Source organism: Ruegeria sp. AJ12 (assembly GCF_056536245.1).
In genome coordinates, this window is sequence record NZ_JBQFJJ010000001.1 from 3,054,847 (window position 1) to 3,080,927 (window position 26,081).

The window sequence follows — 26,081 nt, forward strand, 5'->3', positions numbered from 1 at the left end:
CACACATCTTCCGGAGATACCCATTGCGCGCTTTGCTTCAGCGAATTTCCCGTGCCAAGGTTGTAGTAGACAAAGCGGTTGTCGGACAATCGGGACCCGGTCTGTTGATCCTTGTATGCGCCATGCAGGGCGACGACGAAAACCAGGCCCGTAAACTCGCCGAGAAGATCGCCAAGTTGCGTATATTCAAAGACGATGCCGGCAAGATGAACCGTTCGTTACTGGATACCGATGGGACCGCCCTTGTGGTCAGCCAGTTCACGCTGGCCGCCGATACATCCGGCGGCAACCGACCCGGTTTTTCACAAGCCGCGCCACCGGATATCGGTGAACACTTGTACACCCTGTTTGCGGAACACCTGATCTCACTGGGTATCGGAGTCGAAACAGGGCAGTTCGGGGCGGATATGGCCGTCGAACTGGTGAACGACGGACCGGTCACGATCTGGATGGAAACGTCATGAACCTTGCAGACCAGGCAATCAGGATCTGGCAGGCCGGGGTGGCCGCCGTTGACGGGTACACGGCAACCAAGGCGGCGTTGCCGGACGTTCTGAAGCCTGATCGCATTCTGGCGGTGGGCAAACCGGCAGCCGCAATGGCACGCGCCGCGCTCGACCATTTTGGCCCGGTACCGACCCTCGTGGTCACCAAGGATGATCACGCACAGGGTCTCCCCGCAGGCGTCGACGTGATCGAAGCGTCACATCCCGTCCCAGACAACCGAAGCCTTGCAGGCGGCCGGGCATTGCGTGAGGCAGTTGAAGCAATGCATCCGGAGTCGCACCTTTTGCTTTTGGTCTCTGGCGGCGCATCTTCCTTGGCCGAAGATCTGCAACCGGAAAAAACGTTCAAGGATCTCGAGACCCTGAACCGGAAATTGTTGTCCCAAGGCTTGGATATCGAGGCGATGAACGCCGAACGGCGCAAGCTGTCGCGGATCAAGGGCGGCGGATTGCTGTCTCGGTTCCCGGGTCGGCGAGTAACCGTTCTGGCGATTTCCGATGTGCCCGGGGACGACCTGAATGTCATCGGATCCGGCATCGGTGCCTTGCCCGCGACCTATGTATTTCACGCGACAACCCGGATCATTGCCTCGAATGCGCATGCGCGTGCCGCAGCCGCAGCAGCGGCTCAGGCGGTCGATCTGACCATTCTGGCGGACCGGGAAGCACTCCATGACGACTATCTGTCGGTGGCAACAAAGCTTGGGCCGCAATTGCGTGACATGCGGCCGGGCGTCATGATCTTTGGGGGCGAGCCGACCGTGGTGCTACCTGACAATCCCGGTCGAGGTGGGCGCAATCAGGCTCTGGCGCTGGCGCTGGCGCGAGAGATCAGGAACGTCAACGGGATTGCCGTGGTTGTCGGCGGGACCGACGGCACAGATGGCCCGACCGATGCCGCCGGAGGAATCGTTGACGGAAAAACGTGGACTTGTGAGGCAGAAGGTTTTCTGACCAGTGCGGACAGTGGCAGCTATCTGGACAGGATGGATGCGTTGTTGGTCACCGGCCCAACCGGAACGAACGTTATGGATCTGGTTGTCGCAATACGCCAATGATTCGACGCATATGCCCCCGCCCCTAACCACGAACATCGAAAGACTGCCGCAAAACGCCAAGGAGACCTGATTTCCACCAACCCAGGGTGCGTAAAGAGCGACAGTTTTGTCCGGTTGGCCGCCGTGATCATTGCAAAACAATAAACCTTGCCCGGTAGACTGAAATACGCCAACGTTGACTCATGCGTCAATAAAAAGCCCGGAGAGGGCGGCAAATCCAACAAACAGGGAGAAATTTGGATGAACGACCAACTCAACTTCATGGCAAGCCAGGTGACCGCCGGGAAACTGACCCGCCGCGAATTCATGGGCAAGGCAGCCGCCCTGGGTGTGTCCGCAGCCGTAGCCAGTACAGTGTTCGCCGGCGCCGCGCGCGCGGCTGGCCCCAACAAAGGCGGCGATCTAAAATTTGGTTTGCAAGGCGGTGAATCGACCAACTCGCTGGATCCGGCCACATATGCCAGCTCGGTGCCGTTCCAGAACGGCAAGCAGTTTGGTGATCAGCTTGTCGAAGTGGCGCCGGATGGCACCATCGAACCGCGCCTGGCCGAAAGCGTCGAAGGCAGCGCCGATGCCAAGGTCTGGACCTTCAAGCTGCGTCAGGGCGTTGAGTTCCACAACGGCAAGACCATGACCAGCGAAGACGTTCTGAAGACAATGGAACGTCACTCGAACGAAGATTCAAAATCCGGTGCTCTGGGTATCATGAAGGGCATCGAGTCGATGAAGGCCGATGGCGACAACTTTCAGGTCACATTGACAGAACCGAACGCCGACCTGCCTTACCTGCTGGCCGATTACCACCTGATCATTCAACCCGATGGCGGCATGGAAAACCCCGGCGCGGGTATCGGCACCGGCCCCTACAAGGTGGAAGTGGACGAACCGGGCGTACGTCACGTGTTCACGAAATTCGAAAACCACTGGAGCGACTATGGCAACTTCGACAGTGTCGAAGTGGTCGTGATCAACGACGCAACGGCCCGTACCGCTGCACTGCAGTCGGGTCAGGTCCATGCGATCAACCGGGTCGAGCCCAAAGTCGCCGACCTTCTGGGCCGTGCTCCAAACCTGACAGTGCATTCGACCGCCGGTCGTGGTCACTATGTCTTCATCATGCATTGTGACACTGCGCCATTCGACAATAACGAACTGCGGACAGCGCTGAAATATGCAATCAACCGCGAGGACCTGGTTGACAAAATTCTGCGCGGATACGGCTCGATCGGAAACGACATGCCGATCAATGCGGCTTATCCTTTGTTCGACGAGACCATTGAGCAGCGTGAATTCAGCGTTGAAAAAGCGGCGGAACACTACCAGAAGTCCGGCCACGATGGGTCGCCGATCATTCTGCGTGTTGCCGATGGTGCGTTCCCGGGTGCTGTAGATGCTGCTGCTCTGTTCCAGCAGACCGCAGCGCAGGCTGGAATTCCGCTGGAGATCAAGCGTGAGCCCAATGATGGCTACTGGTCCGAGGTCTGGAACGTTCAGCCGTTCTGTGCGTCTTACTGGGGCGGCCGTCCGGTTCAGGACCAGATGTACTCGACTGCATATCTGTCTACTGCAGACTGGAATGACACGCGGTTTAAGGTTCAAGCGTTTGACGACTTGTTGTTTGCGGCAAAGGCGGAACTCGACCCTGAGAAACGCAAAGGTATCTACAGCCAGATGGGCCGCATGGTCCGTGACGAAGGCGGCCTGATTTGCCCGATGTTCAACGACTTTGTAGAAGGGATCAGCAACCAACTGGATGGCTGGGAAACTGATCCAACGCAGGAAATGATGAACGGCAACGTTTCCCGCAAAATGTGGTTCGTCTGATACGGACTACGGATCATGCATCCCATCATCAAACTGGTTTCCCAGCGCTTGGCGCTGGGACTCCTTTTGCTGTTCGGCGCTTCGGCCCTGATTTTTGGCCTGACCGAAGCCCTTCCCGGAGACGCCGCGCAAGCCGTCCTGGGGCAGTCCGCCACCCCAGAGGCCCTTGCAAACCTGCGCGAAGAAATGGGGCTGAACCGCCCTGCCCTGACCCGCTACTTTGAGTGGCTGGGCGGCATTCTGCAAGGCGACCTGGGTCAGTCTCTGACCAACAAGCTCGACATTGCCGAATCCGTTGGCGGCCGTTTGAGCAATACTCTGTTTCTGGCGTTCTGGGCTGCGATTGTATCCGTTCCTTTGGCCATCTTCCTTGGCCTGCTGGCAGTACGCTATCGCAACCGCTGGCCGGACAAGCTGATTTCAGCGGTCACGCTGACCACCATTTCCATTCCAGAATTCCTGATTGGTTACGTACTGGTCTATTTCGTCGCCGTGAAACTGGGCATGTTCTCACCGCTTGCGATGATCAATGACAGTATGACACTGAGTCAAAAACTGAACTCGATTGCGCTGCCGGTCATCGTTCTGACCATGGTTGTGCTGGCGCATATGATGCGCATGACCCGTGCCGCGATCCTGAACGTGATGCAATCGGCCTATGTCGAGACGGCTGAACTCAAAGGTCTGAGCAACTTCATGGTCATCTACCGCCACGCTTTTCCAAACGCGGTGGCACCCATCGTCAACGTTGTGATGATCAATCTGGCCTATCTGGTGGTCGGTGTTGTCGTGGTCGAAGTGGTGTTCGTGTATCCCGGCATGGGGCAGTACCTTGTGGACCATGTGACCAAGCGTGACGTTCCGGTTGTCCTGGCCTGCGGTGTGATCTTTGCCGCGATCTATATCGGGTTGAACATGGTTGCAGACATCGTTGCCATTCTGGCCAACCCAAGGCTGAGGCATCCGAAATGAAGAACATCCCTGTCTCTGCATTGATCGGGTTGGGCTTTACCGGCTTGTATTTCTTCATCGCGATCTTTGCACCCCTGCTGGCCCCGTACGGCATGGCCGAAGTTGTTGGCGACGTTTGGGAGCCCTCCAGTTCAGAATTCTGGCTGGGCACCGACAATATCGGGCGCGATCTGCTCAGCCGCATGATCTATGGCGGGCGCACGACGATCTTCATCGCCACCGCTGCAACGATCCTAAGCTTTGTGACCGGATCGATCCTTGGCTTTCTGGCCGCCGTCCTGGGCGGCTGGGCCGATCAGGTCATGTCACGCGGTGTTGATCTGATCATGTCCATCCCGACCCTGATCTTCGCGCTGGTGGTTCTGGCCATGGTGCCCGTCACTATTCCGGTCCTGATTATCGTCATGGGCCTGCTGGACTCAACGCGCGTCTATCGTCTGGCCCGCGCCGTCGCCGTTGATATCGCGGTGATGGACTATGTCGAAGCCGCCAAACTGCGGGGTGAGCGTCAGGCCTGGATCATCTTCCGGGAAATCCTGCCCAACGCTTTGTCACCGCTGGTAGCCGAACTTGGGCTGCGGTTCATCTTTATGGTTCTGTTTGTCTCGACCCTGTCCTTTCTGGGTCTGGGTGTTCAGCCGCCTCTGGCCGATTGGGGCGGCATCGTGAAAGAAAACAAGGACGGCATTGTCTATGGCATCGGCGCGGCGCTTTATCCCGCTGTCGCCATCGCGACGCTCGCGATCTCGGTCAACCTCGTGGCGGACTGGATCCTGAACCGCACCACTTCGCTGAAAGGAGGCCGGGGATGAGTGATACACTTCTCAAGGTCCGCAACCTCAAAATCGGCGCGACTGTCTATCCACCGGGAGAAAAACCCCATGACATCGAAATCGTGCACGGGGTCAGCTTTGATCTCGAGCGCGGCAAGGTGCTGGGGTTGATCGGTGAATCCGGTGCTGGCAAGTCAACGATCGGGTTGGCATCCATGGCCTATGGCCGAGGCGGCGTTGAAATCACCGGCGGTGAGGTTTGGGTGAACGGGCGCGATATCCTCAAGACATCCTTGGGTGATATCCGCAAGCTACGGGGTGGCGAGGTCACGTATGTCTCGCAATCCGCCGCAGCCTCGTTCAACCCCGCCAAGAAAATCATGGATCAGGTGATCGAAGCGGCGGTTGAGCAGAAGAAATTCTCGCGTAAAGAGGCCGAAGGTCGTGCGCGTGAACTGTTTACCAAACTCGGCCTTCCAGACCCGGACAATATCGGAGAGCGGTACCCCCACCAGGTCTCCGGCGGTCAGCTACAGCGTTGCATGACTGCGTTGGCGCTGTGTCCCGAGCCGGATTTAGTGGTGTTCGACGAACCGACCACGGCGCTGGATGTGACGACTCAGATCGATGTCCTGATGGCAATCAAAGAAGCCATTCGCGACACCGGGGTCGCCGCGCTCTATATCACGCACGATCTGGCCGTGGTTGCACAGGTCAGCGACGACATCATGGTGCTGCGCATGGGTGACATGGTCGAATACGGCACTACCGACCAGATCATCAACAACCCGCAGGAGGAGTACACGCAGGCGCTGGTCTCGGTGCGCTCGATCGAGCACGAAGAAAAGCAGCCGACACCCGAACCCGTGCTCAGTGTCGACGGCATAACCGCGCGCTACAAAGGGCTGAATTTCGACGTTCTGCACAACGTCAATGTCGAGTTGCATCCGGGGCAAACACTCGCGGTGGTCGGTGAGTCCGGTTCAGGAAAATCCACTTTGGCACGTGTGATCACTGGTCTGCTGCCGCCACTTGATGGTGAGATTAACTTTGCCGAGCGCAAGCTTAGCCCTGATCTGAAGGGCCGCACACGTGAAGACCTGCGCGAGTTGCAGATGATCTACCAGATGGCCGACGTTGCGATGAACCCGCGCCAGACCGTTGGCACGATCATAGGGCGGCCATTGGAGTTCTACTTTGGCATGCGCGGTGCCGAAAAACGCAAGCGGATCATCGAACTGCTGGACGAAATTGAACTTGGTGAAAAGTTCATGGATCGCTATCCGGCGGAGCTGTCCGGTGGCCAGAAACAGCGTGTCTGTATCGCACGATCACTGGCGGCCAAGCCCAAGATGATCATCTGCGACGAGGTCACTTCGGCGCTCGATCCGCTGGTTGCGGATGGCATTCTCAAACTGCTGCTGGAACTGCAGAAGATCGAGGATGTGGCTTACCTGTTCATCACCCACGATCTGGCCACTGTCCGCGCCATTAGTGACAGCATCGCGGTGATGTATCAGGGGCGCGTGGTCCGCTATGGACCCAAGTCGCAAGTCCTGAGCCCGCCGTTCGACGACTACACCGACCTGCTGCTCAGCTCGGTCCCCGAGATGCATCTTGGCTGGCTGGAAGAGGTCGTCGCGCACCGCAAAATGGAGAGTGCCGGCAACTGATCCCGGCATTTCTTCATATTCGAACGAAACTTCAAATCCCGGCGTCAAGGTGCGAAATCGGCGGCGGGATTACCTTTACACAGGCACGAATTGGCGCTTCAGGTCTCCTGACTGTTGCCAGTTACCTTCCAGTTGGCGTCAAGGAGGTCGAAACATGGACCGTAAACTTCTTCTGATCATCTTAGATGGCGTTCCCTGGCGCAATTTCCGTCGACTTTTTGGTAACCTCGAAGGCTGGGTTCAACGCGGCGACGCGCAGGTCTGGAAACACCGCGCGGTGCTGCCTTCAATCTCGGCCAGTTGCTATGCCTCGATCCACACCGGTGTCCCGCCGCAGGAACACGGATGCACCGGCAACGGCAATGTCTTTCGCCTGAAGCACAAAGACATTTTCAGCCAGGTGCGCGAAGCCGGTGGGGTAACCGGGGCCGTGACGCACAGCTTTTGGTCGCAGTTCTTCAACCGCCACCCGTTCGATTATGTCCGCGACGTCGAATACGACGAACCGGACAGCGGCAGCATCAACCATGGACGGTTTCACACAATGACCGGCTATGGAAAAGACAACCAGATGACGCCGTCAGATGTGGACCTGTTTGCAACGCTCACCAACCTGTGCCTGCGCTTTGGTCTGGACTATGGCATCCTGCATACCTGCACCCTGGACAGCATGGGACACCGGTATTTCCATGAAAGCCAGGAAATGGACCACGCCTGCTTTGTCATGGATGAGATGCTTGCCCCCTTTATCCCGCGGTGGCGTCAGCTTGGCTATGAGGTGATCGTGACGGCCGATCATGGTCAGGATGACCGGGGTCATCATGGCGGTCGCGACCCACTGCAGCAGGAAACCGCCCTGTACTACTTCGGGGATGCTGCGGGGCCAGAGGCCGACGACGTGATCGACCAGCTACAATTGGCGCCGACCATCTTGAACCGCATGGGTGCGCCGATTGCGGACACAATGAAAGCTCAGCCGTTTCTGACTTGAGCGGGACGTTTCAGTCGTAAGACCAGATGCCCTGCCCCAGTGCCTCGATTGCGACGGAAATCCTTTCAAAACTGTCCGCCGCCCGCTTTACGCTTGCACGGGCGCGCAGGTATCCATGAACCAACCCCAGTTCATTGATCCAGTGCGCCTGCCCGCCCGCTGCAGCGATCTTTTCGCAATAGGCCCGCCCATCGTCTCGCAGCGGATCACAGTCAGCTGTCACCACGACGGTCGGCGGCAGACCGGTGAAATCGCTATCCTGCAGGGGAGCGGCGGTCGCGTCGCCCTTTGGCACATCTGCGCCAAACCGCATCTTTTCATAAAACTGAACATCGTGCCGGGTCAAAAGCGGAGCATGGGCATGTTCCAGATAAGAGCCTTTGGACGTGTCGCCCCCCAGACCGGGATAGATCAGAACCTGCCCCAGGATCGTCGCCTCGCGCCCCCGACTATAGTGTGACACGGCGGCCGCCAGATTGCCCCCGGCGCTGTCACCGGCCAAAACCATAGGGGCCGAGAATTCTCGAGCCGCCCATTCCACCGCGGCACAGCTGTCCTGAAACTGTGCCGGGTGCACGTTCTCGGGACATAGTCGGTAATCTACGGACATGACACGATACCCGGTCTGCGCACAGATTTCGGCGCATACATCATCGTGGCTGTCGAGACCGCCCACAACAAAACCGCCGCCGTGAAAATAGGCGACGGTTCGGGTCGGATCTCCGGCCGTGTAGATACGGACCGGCACACCGTCCGCCGACCCGTCCTGTGCACTTACACCAACCGGGCGACTCTGGCGAAACTCACGACACATCTCGTCATAAACGCGCCGCTGATCGGCGATGGACAAGTCAACCGCGTCGTCCGGATAGCTTTCTGCAGTCCGACGAATGAATCCCCAGGTTTCCTCGTCAATCAGACGCTCATAGTCCATCGCCCCTCCAGATCAGTCAGTCCACTCCCACGGCCGGGTGAACGATCCCAGCACCTTGCTGACATCGTCCTCGGAGGAGCCGTTCGCGTCAAGCTGTGCAACGAGCCCGCGTTTCTTGTCGTCGATTACGGACACAACCCGTGCGGCAACATCGGACGCTTCCAGCGCACCGTTGTAGATCCGGGTGATCGCCTGTTTGCGCAACTCGGGTTTGAAGACTTTGCCAACGGCCGTTTTTGGCAACTCAGACAGGATCGTCATATGTTTGGGCTGCGCCGCACGTTCGTGCACGTGGATTTTGCAGTACTCCATCAACGCGTCTTCGGTGACTGACGCGCCTTCGACCAATTCGACAAACGCGCAGGGCACCTCGCCCGAATGGGCGTCCGGCTGACCGATGGCCCCAGCGAAAGCGACCGCCTCGTGGCCCAGCAGGGCCTCTTCGATCTCGGCGGGATCGATATTGTGGCCGCCCCGAATAATAAGGTCCTTTGCCCGACCTGTGATCCACAGATACCCATCCTCGTCAAACCGTCCCAGATCGCCGGTGCGCAGGTATTTGTCATAGTGGTAAAGGTTGGTGTTCTTGTCCGCTTCGGTATAGGTATTGCCCGGGTACACACCCGGGTTGGAGACGCAGATTTCGCCGATCTCGTCCACAGGGCATTCGGCGGGACCGTCCGGTCCGTCCCGCAGGATTTTGACATCCGTATACGGGAAGGGAAAACCGATCGAGCCGATCTTTTTCTCACCGTCCACTGGGTTGCAGGACACCAGACAAGTGGCCTCAGTCAGGCCATAGCCTTCAACGATGGTCACACCTGTCGCCTCTTCGAAGCGGCGGAACAGTTCAACCGGCAGCGGTGCCGATCCAGAGAATGCGGTTTTGACGGAGGAGATATCCGCATCCACCGGTCGCTGCATTTTGGCGGAGATCGCCGTTGGAACGGTAATGATAAAGCTCACTTTCCAGCGTTCGATCAGCTTCCAGAAGTTGTCGAACACACCGTCCCCGCGATAGCCCTGAGGCGTCGGGAAAATCACATGCGCGCCAGACGAAACTGCAGCCATCATGATGACATGCACGGCAAAGACGTGGAACATCGGCAGCGGGCACATGATGACGTCGTTTTCGTCGAACAGAAGCGTATGGCCCAGCCAGCCATTGTAGACCAGGCCGGAATACTTGTGCTGCGCGACCTTGGGCATACCAGTCGTGCCACCGGTATGAAAGTAACACGCGACGCGATCTTCCTTGCTGTCTTCAAAAGTCAACGTCGTCGGTTGCTTGGCCAGTTCCTGATTGAAATTCTTGTAATCCGCATGGGCCAGATGTTCCTTGTCGCCCATTTTTGGGCGCAGCAAGGGCACCAGCCAGGATTTTGGCGGCGTCAGATAACGGTTCAGGTCAATTTCCAGAATAGTATGGACGTGAGGCGCATGGCGAACCGCCTCTTCGACCTTCTGCGCCACATCCGTTTTCGGGAAGGATTTCAGCGTGACAACCACCTTTGCATTGGTTTCGCGCAAGATGGCCGCGATTTGTTCGGGTTCCAGAAGCGGGTTGATCGGGTTGACGATTCCAGCCACCGCACCGCCCATCATTGTCACAAGCGTTTCGGTACAGTTGGGCAGCACATAGGCGACCACATCTTTCTCACCAACACCCAAGGACCGAAACAGGTTTGCCGCCTGATTGACCTGACCCAGCAAACCGGACCATGTCAGCGTTTCCGCCTTGTCTTTTGGGCCAGAGAACAGCTGAAAACTGATTGCATTGTGGTTTGGAAATTTCTCAGCCGTCCGCGACAGCAATTGGTGAAACGTAACCGGCAGGTCGCGATCTTCCCACGGCATTTCCTGCTCGATCCGTACTTTGTCTTCTAGACCCACAAAGGCCATGTGGCTCCTCCCCTTGTTTTTCTCCTGCGCGCGGCACGGTTGTGATCCATCCTAAGATGGGACCACAACCAAGGCAGCGCAAGCAAGGGCTTAGCGACTGAACGGCAGAAAATGTAGAATGACGCTGCGACGGATGGCGGTCTGCCCGTACGTCACTTTACTCGGCGGCAACACCATCGGTGAATTGAAGACGCGCCAATCGTGCATATAGACCGTCCTGCGCCACCAGGTCATCGTGGCTGCCCTCCGCAACGATCCGACCCGCTTCCATCACCACGATCCGGTCGGCTTTTTTCACCGTTGCCAGTCTATGGGCGACAATCAGCGTTGTGCGCCCGGCGCGCATCTGGTCCACCGCACCCTGCACGGCGCGTTCGCTTTCGGCATCCAGCGCCGACGTCGCCTCGTCCAGCAACAGTACCGGTGCGTCGCGCAGGATCGCGCGGGCAATGGCAATGCGCTGTTTCTGCCCACCCGACAACATCACACCACGCTCACCGACAAAGCTGTCATAGCCGTCCGGCAGCGCTGAAATGAAATCATGCGCAGCGGCAGCCCTGGCAGCAGCCTCAACTTCGGCATCTGTGGCATCGAGGCGGCCAAATCGAATGTTTTCCCGGGCCGAGGCGGCAAAGATCACCGGGTCTTGCGGCACCAAGGCCATATGCGCTCGAAAGTCGGCGCGATCCAGGGTGCGCAAGTCCTGGCCATCCAGCCTGACGCTGCCGGAATTCGGGTCATAGAACCGCTGGATCATCTGTATCACAGTCGTCTTGCCGGCCCCTGACGGGCCAACAAAAGCGACCGTCTCACCGGGGCTTACGCGCAATGAAAGGTGGTCCAGCGCCACGACATCCGGACGCGCCGGATAGCGGAACGTGACATCATCAAAACTGATTTCCCCCCGGACGGGTTGCTGCAATGCGTTGGCCTGCGCAGGGTCAGAGACCATATCTTCGGCGTTCAGCAACTCGATCAGCCGTTCTGTCGCACCTGCGGCGCGCTGAAGCTCGCTCCAGATTTCGGACAGCGCTGCGACAGACCCAGCCATTATGACCGAGTAAATCACGAACTGGATCAAGACCCCCTCGGTCATGACACCGTTGCGCACGTCGTTTGCCCCCATCCACAGAACCCCGACAATGCCGGAAAAAACCAGAAAGATGACAATGACGGTCAGCACGGCCCGTGTCTGAATACGCCGCAATGACACCAGGTAGGACGTCTCGGTCATGTCGCCAAACTGGGTGCGACTGGCCTGTTCGTGGGTAAAAGCCTGCACCGTCTGTACAGCGCCCAAGGCTTCGCCGGCGTTACCCGATGACGCGGCGATCCAGTCCTGATTCTCACGGCTGATCACGCGCAGGCGACGGCCCAGTACAAGAATTGGAACGACAACCACAGGGATCAACAAAAGCACAAGCCCGGTCAGCTTGGGCGATGTCAGGAGCATCAGAACCAGCCCACCGACAAACATCAGCATGTTCCGCAGCGCAATCGACACCGACGACCCGAGCACCGACTGGATCAGCGTCGTGTCGGTGGTAATCCGGCTCAGAACCTCGCCGGTCATAATGCGCTCATAGAACTCCGGGCTCATGCCGATAACGCGGTCGAACACGGCCTTGCGAATATCGGCCACCACGCGTTCGCCCAGTCGGGTCACCAGAGCGTAACGGATGCCAGTGCCAACCGCGAGGATGGCGGCAATGCCCAGCGCCCCGAGAAAATACCAGTCCAGCAATTCTCCGTCCTGAATACGGAAATTGTCGACGACGCGCCGCACGGCAAGCGGAAGCGTCAGGGTCATGCTCGCCGTTAGGATCAGAGCAAGTGTGGCACCGACCATCAGCAGCTTATACGGTTTCATAAACGGCCAAAGTGAGGCCAGAACGCCCAGTTTCTTCGATCCCGCTCTTTCTTCGCTGGCTCCGGGCGCAGGAGTTGTCATCGGGCTGGCAGCAGTGTTTCTAGCCATGTCGGGTCTGTGTTTCCTCAACGGTCCTGATTGCACGTTTCTTGGCCGCAGCGGCACCCGGGGTCAAGCGACACGACGCGGATTCCAGAGCGGCAACGGCCATTTGACGCAGAAGTCTCTGACTTAGCCAAAAGCGCCAACCCGGGGCGAAACCCAGATCACAAGGGTTGCTGTTGCCCTCAAGCTCTTGAAAAGAAAAGTATATCAAACCTGCAGATCGCACGTTAAAATTATTCTAATGGTGCAAAGCAGTTTTTGAAAAATCGGATTGGAGCGGGCGGCGGGAATCGAACCCGCGTCATTAGCTTGGAAGGCTAAGGTCTTACCACTACACAACGCCCGCTCAACAGAGACATCACCTATTTCATGTGAATTTTGACGTCAAGAGCGCGTTTTGGTTCAGGGCAACAATGTTGGTTCGTTTTGAGTTTTTGGTCAAAAGCCGCGCTTCACGCATTGTCTTGTGTTCTTCATTGATGTCCATGAATCCGGGTCTTCTCGGCACCTTCCAACTCCGGAGATTGTCCAACTCACCCAATGTAAAGGAGAAGGACCTTCTGAGAAGTGCCGCATTCAGCACTTCGGACAGCTTGCTGCGCCTCCAAGTTTGAGTGTGCCCCATAGTCGCTGACCGAGAAGGCCAACTACCTCCTGACGCGTCAGATAGCCGCGTAGAAATCACCGCTTATCAACGGGTTTCACCGCCACTATCTTGCTATTTCTGTGACGGGAACAATGCGTCCGTGTAGTAGCCAGGAGGAAAAAATGCACGATCAAGGCCCCAATAAGGAACCGCTTGTCATAGCGCTGCAATACATCATCTATTGGGCTGTTCGATTGCTGGCGATCATGATGGTTGCCGTGATCTTGATGGGTGTCGTCGACGTTGCCTGGACCCTCTATCAGCGTGTCTTGGAACCACCGGCATTCATTCTGACCATCCCCGACATTCTGGCTACATTCGGCGCATTCATGGCGGTTTTGATCGCAATCGAAATCTTCATCAACATCACAATCTATCTGCGGGAAGATATTATCCACGTTAAGATCGTGATCGCCACCGCGCTCATGGCGGTGGCGCGGAAGGTCATTATTCTGGACATGGAACAGACAGAACCTCTGGAATTGTTAGGCTTGGCGGCTCTGGTGATAACCGCCAGTGTCGCTTATTGGCTTGTACATAAAACACCAGCTTTCAGTGTCCGGTTGAACAAGGACATTACGGCTGATCCCACGAAAAGCACGGCAATGAGCGATGGTTGACAGACCCTATCTCAAGGTCAAGCCGACACTGATACAACATGGAAATGCAATACAGAGTTGATGCCGGGACGGAACAGGATTGGCCCGATTTAACTGGTCCGGAGTGATTGTCAGTGCGTGACTGGCCTCTGGTCCATCGAGACGATGGTTTCAGGGGCTGGTGGCCGATAACCGAATGCGCTGTGTGGTCTTTTGGTGTCGTAGTGTTTTCTCCAGGGCGGCGGCGCGGGCGGTATTCATAGCCGCCATATAGCCGGGCCAGGCCGGCCATGCCCGCTACGAAACGACCTTCGTCTTCCCGGCCTCGGGGAGAGCAGCTTTGAGTCGATCGATGCAGCCCCAACACCCGGCAGGTCCGACGTTCTGATACTTCCATCTCACTTCGGATCAGCTTATCCGGGGTCAGGTCCGACACGGCCTTTCGCAGCGGCTCATCCTCTTTCTGTAGGGGTTTCAGTTCCTTCAGTTGGCCGGCTCCCATCCCACCATATTGCTTGCGCCACCGGTTACCCGCTATATCACCCCGTGTTCCACAATCTGATCCGGGTGCAGTTCCGCCCAATCGGCAAGAAAGGCGGACATCTCCGGCTGTGTCGCAAATTGTGGGGCCTTTCTGGGAAGCGGCACGCCCTTTTCCAGGGCCAAGCGGGCGCATTCAATATGCTCTCGATCGCGCCTTTGCGGGCAGTGTTCAGATCCGTGAATGATGGTCGACAACAGTGTGCCGCCATAGGCGTTTGTATGGTCTAGGTCAGGGTTCTGCTCCAGAAAGTACGACATGACATCGGCCATCCCCTCCCAACCGGCCAACTGCAGGGGCGGCATACCCATCTCGTCAGGCAGGTTGGCGTCAAAGCCCATCTCGACCAGACGCCTCATATGCGGCAACGTGCCTGCACGCCAGACAAGGCGGCACAACAGGTACCGCATCTCATTCGACACTTGGGCCATGTCAATGCGTTCGCCCGGCATTGGTTTGCCATCGGCAGCACGTGCCAATTGCGCTTCCACAGTCGACAGTACTGTGGATGCCCCGGCCCGTTCCAACAGGTCCGCTATGGCCCTGTTCCCAAAAATGCGGGCAAATGCATAAGGCGTGTGGCTGCGGCTAACGGCATTCGGGTTCGCGCCATGGTCCAGCAAGAGTTGGGCAATTTCGCCCGAGGCCAATCGCCGGGCTGCCTGGTGCAGGGCCGGTATCACCAGAGATGGTTCGCCCGACGGATGCGGAGTGATGCCTTCATTGGGATCCGCGCCATGCTCAAGAAGCAGTTGAACAGCCTCGGGACTGTTGAAATCAATTGCCCTGGGCAGCGCGTTGGTGCCTCTGGGTTCGGCTCCGTGTTCCAGTAGCAGGCGTAGAGCCACCGTGTGGCCCAGTTCTGTGGAATGATAGAGGGACTCATCGTCGTCGGGGTCGGCACCATGGTCCAAAAGCCACTTGGCAAGCGGCATGTTATCGGCGTGACCGATGGCACCATAGAGGGCGGACAAACGGTGCTCGGCCCCGGGTTGGAATGCAAAACTGTCATTCACATCCGCGCCATGCGCGAATAGCAAGTCGGCCATGGCCAACATGTCGCTCTCTCTTTCGGGTGCGAACTTGATGTGTTTGGAAAACGCCAGATGACACATCGGACGCCGGGGCGGATAATCGCGCGTTGCGGCGCCAGCGTCCTGCGTCAGGATTTTCCGCATTGCTTTAACATCATAAAGTGCCACAAGCAGCGGCACCTGGTCCTTGGCAAGGTCCGGATCGTTGTCGAGCAGATAAGTGACCGTCTGGGCCGCACCATGATAGAGCGCCCATCGCAAGCGCCCCTGTTTTTGGGCGCGATCCATGCCCTGAGTTTCAACAGCCAGTTTCAAAGCCGACCATGTCGCATAGCCTGTTTCGCGGGCAACGACATGCAGACAGTCGGCATGCTTGTAGACCCCGTTTTTGGGCGTCGGAATAATGCCGTGAACACGCAGGTTTGCACCCTCGTCCCCAGCGGCAAGCGCTTTGTTCAGAGCCTTGGCGTCACGACGCAGTTGGTCCAGTGATTTGGTCATCGGTGTTCCCTCCATTACCCGATGGTCCGCTGTTTCGGGTCGAGAAACCGATGTGGTTTTCTGCTTTAGCTGGGAGGTGCCGATGACAGCTTTCCGCGGACCGGGTGGCCGCCTCAAACGGCCCGACCCAACGGTATCGCGCGCAAGGCGCCCTAGCAAGCATGATAAGTCATGAAGTGTCAAAATTGCACGTACGCACAGCCACGTCTGTGACGCGGTTTTGGCGTTTGGGGTGAGCAGTCAATTCCTCAAATTGGTAATGTTGCAAAGATATGCAGTTGATGTAAGGGGACGATGAATTCACCAAGCTTACAGGCATCGAGACCTCGTGGACGTTTATACCGTTTGCGTCGCTACAGGAGGAGATCAATGCAGAGGGTATCGCGTCCAACAGGGTTTTCGACGTCTTCAACTGTCTGGACAGTTGGACCTTCGGAACGCGCGTTGACTGATGCCAATTGATGATCTCATCGCACGCGGCAGGATTGCGAGGGATCGCTATCCAACCGTGTTTGCGCAGTCGGGACCTTTTCGCGCATCAGGACATCGCGACCGGAGCGCCCACTTATCCATCCGCCGCCTAAGATGGCTACAACGGTCTGAATCTCGGTGCTGCTGGCGATATCTGAATGGCGGCCGTCTGGGCTTGCGCCAATATCTGGTCATCTTATCAGGATGGCCCCTTCCGATGAGTTCTGCAAAACCCGTCTTGCATTTGGTATGTCATTGGACAATGCTCGAGCCTTGGCCGACTTGGGGTCGAGGCCAAACGCGACCCACCTTTCTGTAAGCCGTGCTTCGAGTGTAGGCAACGCAACATCCAGAAACACACTTGACGCCCAAAGTTTCTGTAAATCCGCCCAGCGCGGTTCTTCCAGCAGAAGGTAGTTCCCCTCCACCAGAACAATTAGCTGATCCGATGTGACAACGGTTCGAGCCGCTATGGCTTTGTCCAGCGTTCTGTCGAACTCGGGTACGGCAACTTCGTCCTCGACAAGAAGCCGGCCCAGAATGGCGCGAAATCCCGCAATATCAAAAGTCTCCGGCGCTCCTTTTCGGTCCAAAAGACCGCGGACCGACAGAATCGCGTTATCGAAATGAAACCCGTCCATGGAGACCAGCCCGCAGGGTATCCCGCGCTTTTCCAACTTATGTTGCGCCAGTTCCGCGAGCGTTGATTTTCCCGAACCCGGCGGACCGGCAACAGCGACCAGTTGCCGTTTGGAAGAGCCTGCCAGCGCCGCAGCGGCGTCGGCGATTTTCTGTGCCAGATGGTCCGGAGAGGCATCTTGGCCGCTCACGCCGCTTTGTCCTCTGCCGGGGGTTCCTTGGCACCGGTCATGAACGCCACGGCATCAGACATTGTGTAATCCGCAGGGTCTATGACACACAGCCTTTTGCCCAGCCGGTGCACATGGATTCTGTCGGCAACTTCGAAGACGTGCGGCATGTTGTGGCTGATCAGGATGATCGGAATTCCACGCGCCTTCACATCGTTGATCAGTTCCAGCACCCGGCGGCTTTCCTTGACACCCAAGGCGGCGGTTGGTTCGTCGAGAATGATCACTTTTGATCCGAAGGCCGCAGCGCGGGCGACGGCGACCCCCTGACGTTGACCACCGGACAGGGTTTCGACGGCCTGATTGATGTTTTGGATCGTCATCAGGCCGAGCTCGCTCAATTTGTCCCGGGCAAACCTCTCCATCGTTGGTCGATCAAGCATCCGGAACACCGACCCCATGGGACCTTTGCGGCGGATTTCCCGCCCCATGAACATGTTATCCGCGATTGACAGAGCCGGAGACATCGCGAGCGTCTGATAAACGGTTTCGATCCCGGCCTCGCGCGCGTCGATTGGCGACTGAAAGTTGACCTTTTGGCCTTCGAGCCAGATGTCGCCGTCATCCGGCGTGACCGCGCCGGAAACAGCCTTGATTAAGGTCGATTTGCCAGCGCCGTTGTCGCCGATGACCGCAAGGATTTCACCCGGCATCAGGTCAAAATCGCAATGGTCCAGGGCCGTGACCCGGCCATAGCGCTTCACAAGGTTCCGTCCTTTGAGAATGGGTTCCATCAGGCTGACACCTTTCTGATCCACTGGTCGACGGCAACCGCCGCAATGATGAGTATGCCGATCAGCAGGAAGGTCCACTGCGCGTCTGCCCCAAGCAACCGCAGACCAAGGGTGAAGACGCCGACAATCAGCGCGCCGAACAGCGAGCCCAGGATCGACCCGCGACCTCCGAACAGCGATATGCCCCCAATCACAACAGCGGTGATACTTTCTATGTTGGCCAACTGCCCCGAGGTCGGAGACACCGAGCCGATCCGCCCGATCAGGGCCCAGCCGGCGAAGGCACAGATCAGCCCAGACAGCATGTACACAGACATCAATGTGCGGTGAACGTTGACCCCGGATAATTCTGCGGCCTCCGGATCGTCTCCCACTGCGTAGACATGACGGCCCCAGGCTGTATGGCGCAGTGCGTAGGCAAGGCCGAGGATCAGCACCAGCATGAAGACGACGCCAACGGTAAAGACAGCGCCTCCAACATTAAACTTATTGCCGAACAGTTGCAGGATCGGTGCATTGCTCTCGATATCCTGCGACCGGATGGTTTCGTTCTGAGAATAGAGGAAATTCGCTGCCAAGACGATCTGCCACATGCCAAGGGTGACTATGAAGGGCGGCAGTTTGATCCGGCTGACAAGGAACCCGTTCACTGCGCCAATCGCAGTTCCAACAGCTAAACCGCACAGGATGGCGACAGATGGCGGCAATCCATACCGAAAGGTGAATTGACCCATGACAACCGACGACATCACCATGATCGCCCCGACGCTGAGGTCGATACCGGCGGTCAGGATCACGAGGCTTTGAGCGGCCGCAACGATACCAACGATCTGAACCTGCTGCAGGATCAAGGTCAGCGCAAAGGGCGAGAAGAACTTTTCGCCGAGCAGAACACCAAAGATGACAATCGCGGCGACAAGCACGATCAATGGAACAAGCGACGGGTTCACGTGCAGAAAGTGCTGGACCGTCCCGACAAAGCCCCTGTGGTGATCTTCGAATTCCGCGACCTGTTCCGGGCCGCCCTGGGCTGCTGCTTCGTAGTCGTCGGATTGTCGTGGCGTATCGGACATTTAGATTCCCCCATGCGTCAAGCACCCGTCCTGGGGCCACCTTAGCAAGTTTTCGGGTAAGAAAGGGTTTTGTGTTGGAAGGTCGCCTTGGCGACCTTCCAATGTCTCAGATCAACCCCAGCAGAGGTTCATGCCTTCTTGCACCGAGATCGAGTCAACGCCGTCAGCGGCCTTGTCCGTTACCAGCGCAACACCGGTGTCGTAGAAGTCTTTCCCGGGTGTGTTCTCGGGCTTAACACCCTCATCCGCCCATTTCTTGACGGCTTCCACACCCAGCGACGCCATCAACAGCGGATACTGCTGCGAGGTCGCTCCGATGACACCGTCCGCTACATTCTGTACGCCGGGGCATCCCCCATCGACAGACACGATAAGAACATCGTTTTCACGCCCGATGGCTTTCAGGGCCTCGTAGGCACCAGCCGCCGCAGGTTCGTTGATCGTGTGCACCACGTTGATCGTCGGGTCCTTGGCCAACAGATTTTCCATGGCGCGGCGTCCGCCTTCTTCGTTTCCGGCGGTCACATCGCTGCCGACCAGACGAGCGTCATCCTCATCCCCGATCACGTTAGGGTCGGCCAGATCCACGCCAAAGCCCTGCAGGAATCCCTGATTGCGCAGAACGTCCACGGTCGGCTGGCTGACGGCAAGGTCCAGCGTGGCGATCTTGGCGTCGTTGGCGGCGTCGCCAAGCGTGGCCTTGGCCCACTGCCCGATCAAAAGTCCGGCAAGGAAGTTATCGGTCGCAAATGTCGCATCCGCCGAGTCAATTGGCTCCAGCGGTGTGTCCAACGCGATAACCAAAAGACCCGCGTCCCGTGCCTGTTGAACAGCAGGAACAATCGAAGAGGTATCAGAGGCGGTCAGCAGAATACCCTTTGCGCCGTCCAGAATGCAGGTCTCAATGGCCTGAACCTGTGTCTCGTGATCTCCGTCGACCTTGCCCGCAAAGGCCTTCAGTGTCATGCCAAGCTCTTCCGCCTTGGCTGTCGCGCCTTCTTTCATTTTAACGAAGAAAGGGTTGGTGTCGGTCTTTGTGATCAGGCACACGGTGGTTCCATGGCCATCGGCAAATGCGCTGCCAGCCATGGCTGTCACGGCCAGCGCCGTAGCGCTTGCGAGGTTCGCAAGTTTCATCGGTAGTCCTCCCAGTTTCTCCCATGCCCGTTCGGGCATATGTATAATCGGGCGGTTTCCGACCCGGTCACACAGCAAAAAACATCACAAGATTCGAGATGTGAGTCAATAAATAAATCACTCTTAATTATTATTGACAGCCGCCATATGTCACCACATTCTTGGCGCGAGGGAGGGGATGATTTGTCTGCCGACATGTCACAGGACAAACCCATGTCTGATCGGGTCTCAGCGGTGAGAGGCACGAACCAAAGCGGAATGCGCGCCCATAACGAGCGTCTGGTTCTGTCTCTGGTGCGCCGGCACACCGCCCTAGCCAAATCCGAGATTGCACGCATGACCGGTCTGTCGGCACAGACGGTTTCGGTCATAATGCGGCAACTCGAAAGTGACGGCTTGCTTCTGCGTGGCGAGCCCATGCGCGGAAAAGTCGGGCAACCGTCTGTTCCCATGCGGCTCAATCCCGAAGGTGCGCTGTTCTTCGGGCTGAAAGTCGGCCGACGCAGCACCGAATTGGTATTGACGGATTTTCTGGGACAGGTGCGTCAGCGTGCGAGGCGCACTTACGACTATCCGAACCCAGAGGCGACGCTCGAGTTCGCGAACGAAGCCCTCGGCACAATGATGGCGAATATGCCAAGCGATACGCGTCGGCGGGTGTCCGGATTGGGGATCGCGATGCCCTTCTATCTCTGGGATTGGGCGCAGACCTTGCAGGTGCCGCAGGAAAAAATGGATGCTTGGCGCACCGCCGACCTGAAAGCCGCTCTGGAAGCAACCCATGACATTCCCGTTTTTGTTCAGAACGACGCTACCGCTGCCTGCGGGGCGGAACTGGTTTTTGGGCCGGCGGACGGGCCAAGAGATTTCCTGTATTTCTACGTTGGTTACTTTGTTGGCGGCGGGGTTGTTCTGAATGGATCAATTTTCTCCGGGCGCGGCAATGCGGGAGCATTGGGTCCGTTGCCTGTCCCTGTTGGCTCTGGAGAGGTTCAGCCTCTGATTGACGTTGCCAGCCTTTATGTTCTTGAGCGTTCGATGACGGGCACCGAGTGTGGCGCGACACTGTTGTGGGAAACATCTGACCATTGGGACGTCCCTAAAGACCTTTTGGATGGCTGGCTGGAACGAGCGGCGCAGGGTCTTGCGCATGCGATTGTCTCGTCCTGCAGCGTCATCGATTTCGGGCACATAAAAATTGATGGCTGGATGCCCGCAGACTTGAAGACGCGGCTTATCAAGGAAGTCGAAGCCCATATGTCCTCTCTGAACCTGACAGGGCTGGAGCGGCCAAATATCTCGGCGGGAATGGTGGGCCCGGATGCCCGTGCCCTTGGTGCAGCAAGTCTTCCGCTCTCGGAAAGATACCTCGTAGAGGCCTAGCTTCCGTGGCGTTCGGGTTAGCCGTGTGCAGAGTGCCTTTCCTGCATCAAAACACCCGCAAATTCGGGCAACAGCTAACGATTTTCCGGCATCGTTCCAATGGTCGAATTGAACCCTACTGCCGATCGACCTCGCGACTATGTAGTCGCCTCCTCACTTTCGGGATTGGCAAGTGACTGGTCGAGCCACTGCGTTTCGCGTGCGTGGAAGTCGGGATCGGTTTCTCCGTCGCGCGGTCCCCGTGACAAGCTGCGGGCGAGGTCAAAAAAACCCTGGGCAGGCAGTCTGTCCCGGCCACGGCTTGCGGCGCGGGCGGCGATGAAGGGTCGGCCTGCGGCGGCGTCTTCGCGCATCGTAGCTTCAAGCGCCCGTGTGACCCGTCCTACCGACCCGGGAGTCCAGAGACCGAGCGAACGCGCGAGCGATCCGTAGGTGATTGGAACCTGGTCCGACGAGAGGCGTGACAGCACAGCCCGCACCCGATCTGTAAGTTCACGCTCGCGACCAACTGCGACACTTGCCTCCCTCGGCGGAGGAATTTCTCGCGCTGTGCCATCGTCAAAAATTTCGGCAGCCCAGGCGCGCGTCGGGGTCCGGACAGTGACCCGGGTTTTGCCTTCGTCCGCGCCTTGCCCGATTTCGGTTACGCCGGTGACGTCACCAAGGCGCAAACCGGTGCGCAAGGCATCAGGCGTCAACCCCAGCTTTGGTGCCAAGTAATCCGGATCGACGATCACTTGCCCGTCTTCCCAACTGATCACACTCTGAGGAACCGGACGGTTCAAAAGAGGCGACTGCCGACCATCCTGAGAATAATACGGATTGCTGCTAGCGTCATGATCCGTAACATCCACGATCTCGCCGATCTCCGGTAAAGCCGCACGCAGCATACGCTCGACCCCATTTCGCAAGGTGATCGAAGATGCCGCACAGCCCTGACATCCACCCGACATCCTCAGGTACACTTTGTCGCCCTGCACACGGTCAACCGAAATCTGGCCACCATGCGCCGCGATAGACGGGTTGACCTGCTGGTCCAGCAACTCTTCTATCCGCCGCAGCAGAACCGCCTCGGGATCGTCTGTTTCCGATACCGCGCCACCTTCCAATGGCGTATCCGTTTCTTCGAGAACCCGACGAATGGCAGCGGCAACCGTTGGTTTCAACACCGCCCAATCTGCACCGGACTCTTTCTTGACCCAGATTGTTGCGTCGCTCACCTCGATCCGGGTCACACCCGGCGCCGAGAGAAGACCGTGCGCCAAGGGGCCCTGACCTGCGTCATCGAACCGAACCGACCCGCCCGGGTTGATCGGCGCGTCCAGAACAAACCCCATGACATCAGCATCCTTGACTGAAGACTGCGCGCGGATGCGCCGGTGGTGCGACAGGTCAGACATCTTCAAGCTCCGTCCCCTGCATCTCGCGCAGGGCTTTGAAAGTATAGATTCCGGTTGAGTGGCCATCGGTGAAAGCAAGCCCCAACGCGTAGTTCCCGACGCTCCAAACGCGTGTCAGGCCAATGCCTAACGGCACAGTCTCGGGGTCCAGCAATGGCGAACCGGTCATTTCATCGCGACATTGTGCGCAGGAGCAGGCAAGGCGCAGGTCGCGCGGTGTCAGGCATTTTTCAGTCCCGTCGGCCCATCCGATAGTCAAACCCCTGTCGTCATAGTCCAGTGCTACAAGAACGTCCGGCGCGGCGGTTGCCGCTTGGGCAGCGGTCGGCTTGCCCGTGCCATCGGCGATGGTCCAGGCGAAAGGTGTCGTAATTCCGCCCGTGTGACAGGCGGTTTCCGTCAGAGCTGCGGCAATCCGCCGATATGCTGTTGCGGCCGGGCTGTCGGGCGCGGCACGGACAATGGGGCTGCCGTTGTCACCACAATCGACGACGCTGGGGTCCAGTGGCACTTTGCCCAGGAATGCGACGTCCAATTCGCCCGCGATGGCCTCTCCCCCACCCTGATGAAAGATATGAGTCAGCGTCCCGCAAGACGGGCAAGTGAACCCACTCATGTTCTCGATAACACCGAGGATTGGCACATTGACCTGTTCCATCATGCGCAGGCCGCGCCGGGCGATCTTGAGGCTGACATCCTGGGGCGTGCTGACCACAACGGCCCCAGCAAGCGGAAAGGCCTGTGCCAGTGTCAGCTGGATGTCACCGGTTCCGGGCGGCAGATCCAAAAGCAGAACGTCCAACTGGCCCCAGTCCACCTGTTTGACAAACATCTGCAAATACTTTGTCACCATGGGACCGCGCAGGATGGCAGGTTTGTCATCGTCAGTCAGCATAGCCATCGAGATGACTTTGACCCCGTGCGCCTCGGCTGGAATAACCTTTTCCTCTGGGGACATGGCGGGTTTCTCGGCCGGGATACCAAGCATACCCGGAATGGACGGGCCGTATATGTCGGCATCCACAATGCCGACCGACAATCCGGCCTCGGCCATTGCGACAGCGATATTGGCCGACACGGTTGATTTCCCGACCCCACCCTTGCCACTGCTGATCGCAATCATACGGGGGGCCGCAACTTGATCAGGCCTCGTCATCCTGCTCTCCTTGGTTTGAAACTCTAGGTCGGTTCGCGATAGCTCGCGCACAGCTTGTCGGTTTGGTCGGCCGCCAGTTCGGCGGACATACAGGCACAGTAGGCCGCACCACCGGTTGTCGTGAAATGGCTGCAGCCATTGCAGGTTCCAAACGCCGGCACATCCCGCAACCCGGCAAGTGCAGTTGCCAGACGCGACAGCGTGTTTAGAAACTGTCTCCGTTCCGTTGGCTTCAGGCCGTCGATCACGCCGACCAGATCGCGAAGCGGGTCATGCGACAGGATTTCGCGTCCCTTTTTCGTGAGGTCGAAGAATACGCTGCGCCCGTCACGCTCTGAACGATGACGCGTCACCAGATCGCGGCTCTCCAGCGACTTGATGATTTGCGACGCGGTTCCGCGCGTCGTCGCCTGAAAATTGGCGAAGCTTGACGGCGTGCGCGTGTCGCCATTGGCCCGCGCAAGGAATCGCAGACAGGTCCATTGCGCCGCGGTCAGTTCGGATCGACCGTCCTCGCTGCGCGCTGCACGGCCCACATGGATCAGCAGTTCGGCGATTCGGTCGGGTGTTTGATGTTCGTCGCTCATACTGAATTTAGTATAGAACCGAAATCATTTTGACAATAGCGGCGGCGCGTGTTTAGTATCGCTTCGAAACTAACTTGAGACCGAAGCCATGAATCAGCCACTACCGAATTGGGGAAGCCGACCGCGCCACAAACGCACAGCCCAGATGCTGTCCGAGGATGAGGAGCGGCATCTGGTTCGCGCCTGGCGGTCCCGGCGCGATGCCCGCGCGCTCGACAAGCTTGTCCAAGCCTTCACCCCTTTGGCTGCCTCAGCCGCAAAACGGTTCAAACCTGGACCCGGAGAGGCCGACCCGGACCTGATGCAACAGGCGCTGATCGGGTTGATCAAAGCTGCCAACCGTTTTGATTTGGATCGTGAGAACCGCTTTTCGACCTATGCGGCCTGGTGGGTACGTGCAGAGATTCAGGACTACATTCGCGCCAATAAATCGATCGTACGCCGCCCCAACTCTGCGCAGACCCGCAAGGCAATCGCAGAGATCGCGGCGCTGGAAACCGAGATGGCAGCCGATCCCACGATCGACCGCGCGGAATTCGACACGCGGCTGGCCGACACGCTGGGCGTCGACCTGAACCGGGTTGCTGACCTGCGCACGCAGGCCATGGGTCAGGACCATTCCCTGAACGCACCCGCGCTTGATGACGGCGGCGAAGAACGCATCGCCCTGCTTGTTGATCCGGACAGCGTCGACAAGCAGGCACCGTTGCAAGGGCTGGAAACGGCCGCATTGCGTCGCGAATTGGTGAAGGCGCTGAACGCGTTGCCGGTTCGCGAGCGCGATATAATTATTGCGACCCAACTCCACGATCCACCTGCAACCCTGGAGGGTCTGGGAACACAGTACGGCGTGTCAAAGGAACGGATACGCCAGCTGCGCGAACGCGGCTTCGAGCGCCTACGCGAAACGATGTCCCAGCGCGAATTCGGTGTGGGTTACTTTGCAACGTAAACCCCGGCCCCAGTCTGACGGAAAACCCATGGCGTTTGGGGCATAAGTCCGAAAGGCGTTGCGTTCAGGCGGGTCTTGGCCTCTGGTATCTGTGTTGGCCAATCTGAAACCCGGTTGATTGGGCTGACATATGTACGCCACCGGTAAACCAGTCGAGCAGGCAGCGGACTGTATGTCTTGAATCCCATGTGATCGAGGCAAAGAAACTGTTGTCTGTCTAAGATGCAAGACATGCTCGCCCCGCGCGTTTTCCTTGCGAAAACCGATTTTGAGATAACGGTTTAGGTCAAGACGAAAGCGAGGCCGCCTTGGTCAGACATTGTGAGGCCGATGCGGGTCTTTTGAGGATATCGCATTGACTGAAATCAAAGTCAGGCGCAGATACCTTAG

21 protein-coding genes, 1 tRNA gene and 1 pseudogene are annotated in these 26,081 nt (G+C 58.0%); 10 read left to right on the top strand and 13 right to left on the bottom strand.

The genetic code is table 11. The annotated features are described in order from the left end of the window. Window positions 1-23 precede the first annotated feature (23 nt). From dtd to ACR3E0_RS15265, 7 genes are all read left to right on the top strand, one after another. Window positions 24-464: a D-aminoacyl-tRNA deacylase gene (gene dtd / locus ACR3E0_RS15235; protein WP_480479652.1), complete on the top strand. Its 441-nt coding sequence runs from the start codon at window positions 24-26 to the stop codon at window positions 462-464. Continuing rightward, complete coding sequence (locus tag ACR3E0_RS15240; RefSeq protein WP_480479653.1) at window positions 461-1,564, top strand: DUF4147 domain-containing protein; 1,104 nt, start codon at window positions 461-463, stop codon at window positions 1,562-1,564. The genes dtd and ACR3E0_RS15240 overlap by 4 nt, the downstream gene beginning before the upstream one ends. Window positions 1,565-1,804: 240 nt before the next feature. Next, window positions 1,805-3,388 (top strand): ABC transporter substrate-binding protein, encoded by a 1,584-nt coding sequence (locus tag ACR3E0_RS15245; protein ID WP_480479654.1) that lies wholly within the window; start codon window positions 1,805-1,807, stop codon window positions 3,386-3,388. A gap of 15 nt (window positions 3,389-3,403) precedes the next feature. Beyond that, the gene (locus ACR3E0_RS15250) at window positions 3,404-4,360 is read left to right on the top strand and encodes an ABC transporter permease (RefSeq protein WP_480479655.1); all 957 of its coding nucleotides are present in this window, start codon (window positions 3,404-3,406) and stop codon (window positions 4,358-4,360) included. Beyond that, window positions 4,357-5,172 carry an ABC transporter permease gene (locus tag ACR3E0_RS15255; RefSeq protein ID WP_480479656.1) on the top strand — a complete coding sequence of 272 codons (816 nt, stop codon included), beginning with the start codon at window positions 4,357-4,359 and terminating at the stop codon, window positions 5,170-5,172. Before ACR3E0_RS15250 ends, ACR3E0_RS15255 begins: the two co-directional genes overlap by 4 nt. After that, window positions 5,169-6,806, top strand: coding sequence for an ABC transporter ATP-binding protein (locus tag ACR3E0_RS15260; RefSeq protein ID WP_480479657.1), 1,638 nt, complete (start codon window positions 5,169-5,171; stop codon window positions 6,804-6,806). Before ACR3E0_RS15255 ends, ACR3E0_RS15260 begins: the two co-directional genes overlap by 4 nt. 154 nt (window positions 6,807-6,960) lie before the next feature. Then, window positions 6,961-7,797, top strand: coding sequence for an alkaline phosphatase family protein (locus ACR3E0_RS15265; RefSeq protein ID WP_480479658.1), 837 nt, complete (start codon window positions 6,961-6,963; stop codon window positions 7,795-7,797). Between the two features lie 10 nt (window positions 7,798-7,807). Here ACR3E0_RS15265 and ACR3E0_RS15270 read toward each other — a convergent pair whose 3' ends face one another. The 4 genes from ACR3E0_RS15270 to ACR3E0_RS15285 all read right to left on the bottom strand — a co-directional run bounded on the left by ACR3E0_RS15270 (window position 7,808) and on the right by ACR3E0_RS15285 (window position 12,954). After that, window positions 7,808-8,731, bottom strand: coding sequence for an alpha/beta hydrolase (locus tag ACR3E0_RS15270; RefSeq protein WP_480479659.1), 924 nt, complete (start codon window positions 8,729-8,731; stop codon window positions 7,808-7,810). 12 nt (window positions 8,732-8,743) lie between these two features. Continuing rightward, window positions 8,744-10,633 (bottom strand): acyl-CoA synthetase, encoded by a 1,890-nt coding sequence (locus ACR3E0_RS15275; protein ID WP_480479660.1) that lies wholly within the window; start codon window positions 10,631-10,633, stop codon window positions 8,744-8,746. A gap of 157 nt (window positions 10,634-10,790) precedes the next feature. Then, on the bottom strand, window positions 10,791-12,611 hold the full coding sequence (locus ACR3E0_RS15280; RefSeq protein WP_480479661.1) for an ABC transporter transmembrane domain-containing protein: 1,821 nt from the start codon (window positions 12,609-12,611) through the stop codon (window positions 10,791-10,793). Between the two features lie 269 nt (window positions 12,612-12,880). Further along, window positions 12,881-12,954 (bottom strand) — tRNA-Gly (locus tag ACR3E0_RS15285). Between the two features lie 422 nt (window positions 12,955-13,376). On the opposite strand from ACR3E0_RS15285, the gene ACR3E0_RS15290 reads away from it, so the two are divergent. Continuing rightward, the gene (locus tag ACR3E0_RS15290) at window positions 13,377-13,874 is read left to right on the top strand and encodes a phosphate-starvation-inducible PsiE family protein (RefSeq protein ID WP_480479662.1); all 498 of its coding nucleotides are present in this window, start codon (window positions 13,377-13,379) and stop codon (window positions 13,872-13,874) included. Window positions 13,875-14,175: 301 nt separating this feature from the next. Here the strand turns inward: ACR3E0_RS15290 and ACR3E0_RS15295 are convergent. From ACR3E0_RS15295 to ACR3E0_RS15320, 6 genes and pseudogenes are all read right to left on the bottom strand, one after another. After that, window positions 14,176-14,376 (bottom strand): annotated as a pseudogene (locus ACR3E0_RS15295) (IS3 family transposase); the annotation flags it as partial. An 11-nt stretch (window positions 14,377-14,387) separates the two neighbouring features. Further along, entirely contained in the window at window positions 14,388-15,929 is a 1,542-nt protein-coding gene (locus ACR3E0_RS15300) for an ankyrin repeat domain-containing protein (protein WP_480479663.1), read from the bottom strand. Window positions 15,930-16,591: 662 nt separating this feature from the next. Then, window positions 16,592-17,230, bottom strand: coding sequence for a nucleoside/nucleotide kinase family protein (locus tag ACR3E0_RS15305; RefSeq protein ID WP_480479664.1), 639 nt, complete (start codon window positions 17,228-17,230; stop codon window positions 16,592-16,594). Continuing rightward, window positions 17,227-18,003 (bottom strand): ATP-binding cassette domain-containing protein, encoded by a 777-nt coding sequence (locus ACR3E0_RS15310; RefSeq protein ID WP_480479665.1) that lies wholly within the window; start codon window positions 18,001-18,003, stop codon window positions 17,227-17,229. The genes ACR3E0_RS15305 and ACR3E0_RS15310 overlap by 4 nt, the downstream gene beginning before the upstream one ends. Further along, window positions 18,003-19,076 (bottom strand): ABC transporter permease, encoded by a 1,074-nt coding sequence (locus ACR3E0_RS15315; RefSeq protein WP_480479666.1) that lies wholly within the window; start codon window positions 19,074-19,076, stop codon window positions 18,003-18,005. Before ACR3E0_RS15315 ends, ACR3E0_RS15310 begins: the two co-directional genes overlap by 1 nt. Before the next feature lie 111 nt (window positions 19,077-19,187). Continuing rightward, complete coding sequence (locus ACR3E0_RS15320; protein ID WP_480479667.1) at window positions 19,188-20,213, bottom strand: substrate-binding domain-containing protein; 1,026 nt, start codon at window positions 20,211-20,213, stop codon at window positions 19,188-19,190. Window positions 20,214-20,426: 213 nt separating this feature from the next. Here ACR3E0_RS15320 and ACR3E0_RS15325 point away from each other — a divergent pair, with 213 nt between their 5' ends. Beyond that, entirely contained in the window at window positions 20,427-21,596 is a 1,170-nt protein-coding gene (locus tag ACR3E0_RS15325; protein WP_480479668.1) for an ROK family transcriptional regulator, read from the top strand. Between the two features lie 137 nt (window positions 21,597-21,733). Here the strand turns inward: ACR3E0_RS15325 and ACR3E0_RS15330 are convergent, their stop codons facing one another. From ACR3E0_RS15330 to ACR3E0_RS15340, 3 genes are read right to left on the bottom strand one after another with little or no spacing between them, the layout of a single operon-like run. Beyond that, window positions 21,734-22,996, bottom strand: coding sequence for a DUF6522 family protein (locus tag ACR3E0_RS15330; RefSeq protein WP_480479669.1), 1,263 nt, complete (start codon window positions 22,994-22,996; stop codon window positions 21,734-21,736). Next, complete coding sequence (locus ACR3E0_RS15335) at window positions 22,989-24,152, bottom strand: P-loop NTPase (protein WP_480479670.1); 1,164 nt, start codon at window positions 24,150-24,152, stop codon at window positions 22,989-22,991. Before ACR3E0_RS15335 ends, ACR3E0_RS15330 begins: the two co-directional genes overlap by 8 nt. 23 nt (window positions 24,153-24,175) lie before the next feature. Beyond that, on the bottom strand, window positions 24,176-24,739 hold the full coding sequence (locus tag ACR3E0_RS15340) for a MarR family winged helix-turn-helix transcriptional regulator (protein WP_480479671.1): 564 nt from the start codon (window positions 24,737-24,739) through the stop codon (window positions 24,176-24,178). Between the two features lie 88 nt (window positions 24,740-24,827). On the opposite strand from ACR3E0_RS15340, the gene ACR3E0_RS15345 reads away from it, so the two are divergent. After that, window positions 24,828-25,691, top strand: coding sequence for a sigma-70 family RNA polymerase sigma factor (locus ACR3E0_RS15345; RefSeq protein ID WP_480479672.1), 864 nt, complete (start codon window positions 24,828-24,830; stop codon window positions 25,689-25,691). Window positions 25,692-26,081 lie beyond the last annotated feature (390 nt).

Bases quoted from the DNA above. Each gene is read 5' to 3' on its own strand.
- ACR3E0_RS15240 (WP_480479653.1), top strand. From the start codon at position 461: ATGAACCTTGCAGACCAGGCAATCAGGATCTGGCAGGCCGGGGTGGCC.
- ACR3E0_RS15245 (WP_480479654.1), top strand. From the start codon at position 1,805: ATGAACGACCAACTCAACTTCATGGCAAGCCAGGTGACCGCCGGGAAA.
- ACR3E0_RS15250 (WP_480479655.1), top strand. From the start codon at position 3,404: ATGCATCCCATCATCAAACTGGTTTCCCAGCGCTTGGCGCTGGGACTC.
- ACR3E0_RS15255 (WP_480479656.1), top strand. From the start codon at position 4,357: ATGAAGAACATCCCTGTCTCTGCATTGATCGGGTTGGGCTTTACCGGC.
- ACR3E0_RS15260 (WP_480479657.1), top strand. From the start codon at position 5,169: ATGAGTGATACACTTCTCAAGGTCCGCAACCTCAAAATCGGCGCGACT.
- ACR3E0_RS15265 (WP_480479658.1), top strand. From the start codon at position 6,961: ATGGACCGTAAACTTCTTCTGATCATCTTAGATGGCGTTCCCTGGCGC.
- ACR3E0_RS15270 (WP_480479659.1), bottom strand. From the start codon at position 8,731: ATGGACTATGAGCGTCTGATTGACGAGGAAACCTGGGGATTCATTCGT.
- ACR3E0_RS15275 (WP_480479660.1), bottom strand. From the start codon at position 10,633: ATGGCCTTTGTGGGTCTAGAAGACAAAGTACGGATCGAGCAGGAAATG.
- ACR3E0_RS15280 (WP_480479661.1), bottom strand. From the start codon at position 12,611: ATGGCTAGAAACACTGCTGCCAGCCCGATGACAACTCCTGCGCCCGGA.
- ACR3E0_RS15290 (WP_480479662.1), top strand. From the start codon at position 13,377: ATGCACGATCAAGGCCCCAATAAGGAACCGCTTGTCATAGCGCTGCAA.
- ACR3E0_RS15300 (WP_480479663.1), bottom strand. From the start codon at position 15,929: ATGACCAAATCACTGGACCAACTGCGTCGTGACGCCAAGGCTCTGAAC.
- ACR3E0_RS15310 (WP_480479665.1), bottom strand. From the start codon at position 18,003: ATGGAACCCATTCTCAAAGGACGGAACCTTGTGAAGCGCTATGGCCGG.
- ACR3E0_RS15315 (WP_480479666.1), bottom strand. From the start codon at position 19,076: ATGTCCGATACGCCACGACAATCCGACGACTACGAAGCAGCAGCCCAG.
- ACR3E0_RS15320 (WP_480479667.1), bottom strand. From the start codon at position 20,213: ATGAAACTTGCGAACCTCGCAAGCGCTACGGCGCTGGCCGTGACAGCC.
- ACR3E0_RS15325 (WP_480479668.1), top strand. From the start codon at position 20,427: ATGTCTGATCGGGTCTCAGCGGTGAGAGGCACGAACCAAAGCGGAATG.
- ACR3E0_RS15330 (WP_480479669.1), bottom strand. From the start codon at position 22,996: ATGTCTGACCTGTCGCACCACCGGCGCATCCGCGCGCAGTCTTCAGTC.
- ACR3E0_RS15335 (WP_480479670.1), bottom strand. From the start codon at position 24,152: ATGACGAGGCCTGATCAAGTTGCGGCCCCCCGTATGATTGCGATCAGC.
- ACR3E0_RS15340 (WP_480479671.1), bottom strand. From the start codon at position 24,739: ATGAGCGACGAACATCAAACACCCGACCGAATCGCCGAACTGCTGATC.
- ACR3E0_RS15345 (WP_480479672.1), top strand. From the start codon at position 24,828: ATGAATCAGCCACTACCGAATTGGGGAAGCCGACCGCGCCACAAACGC.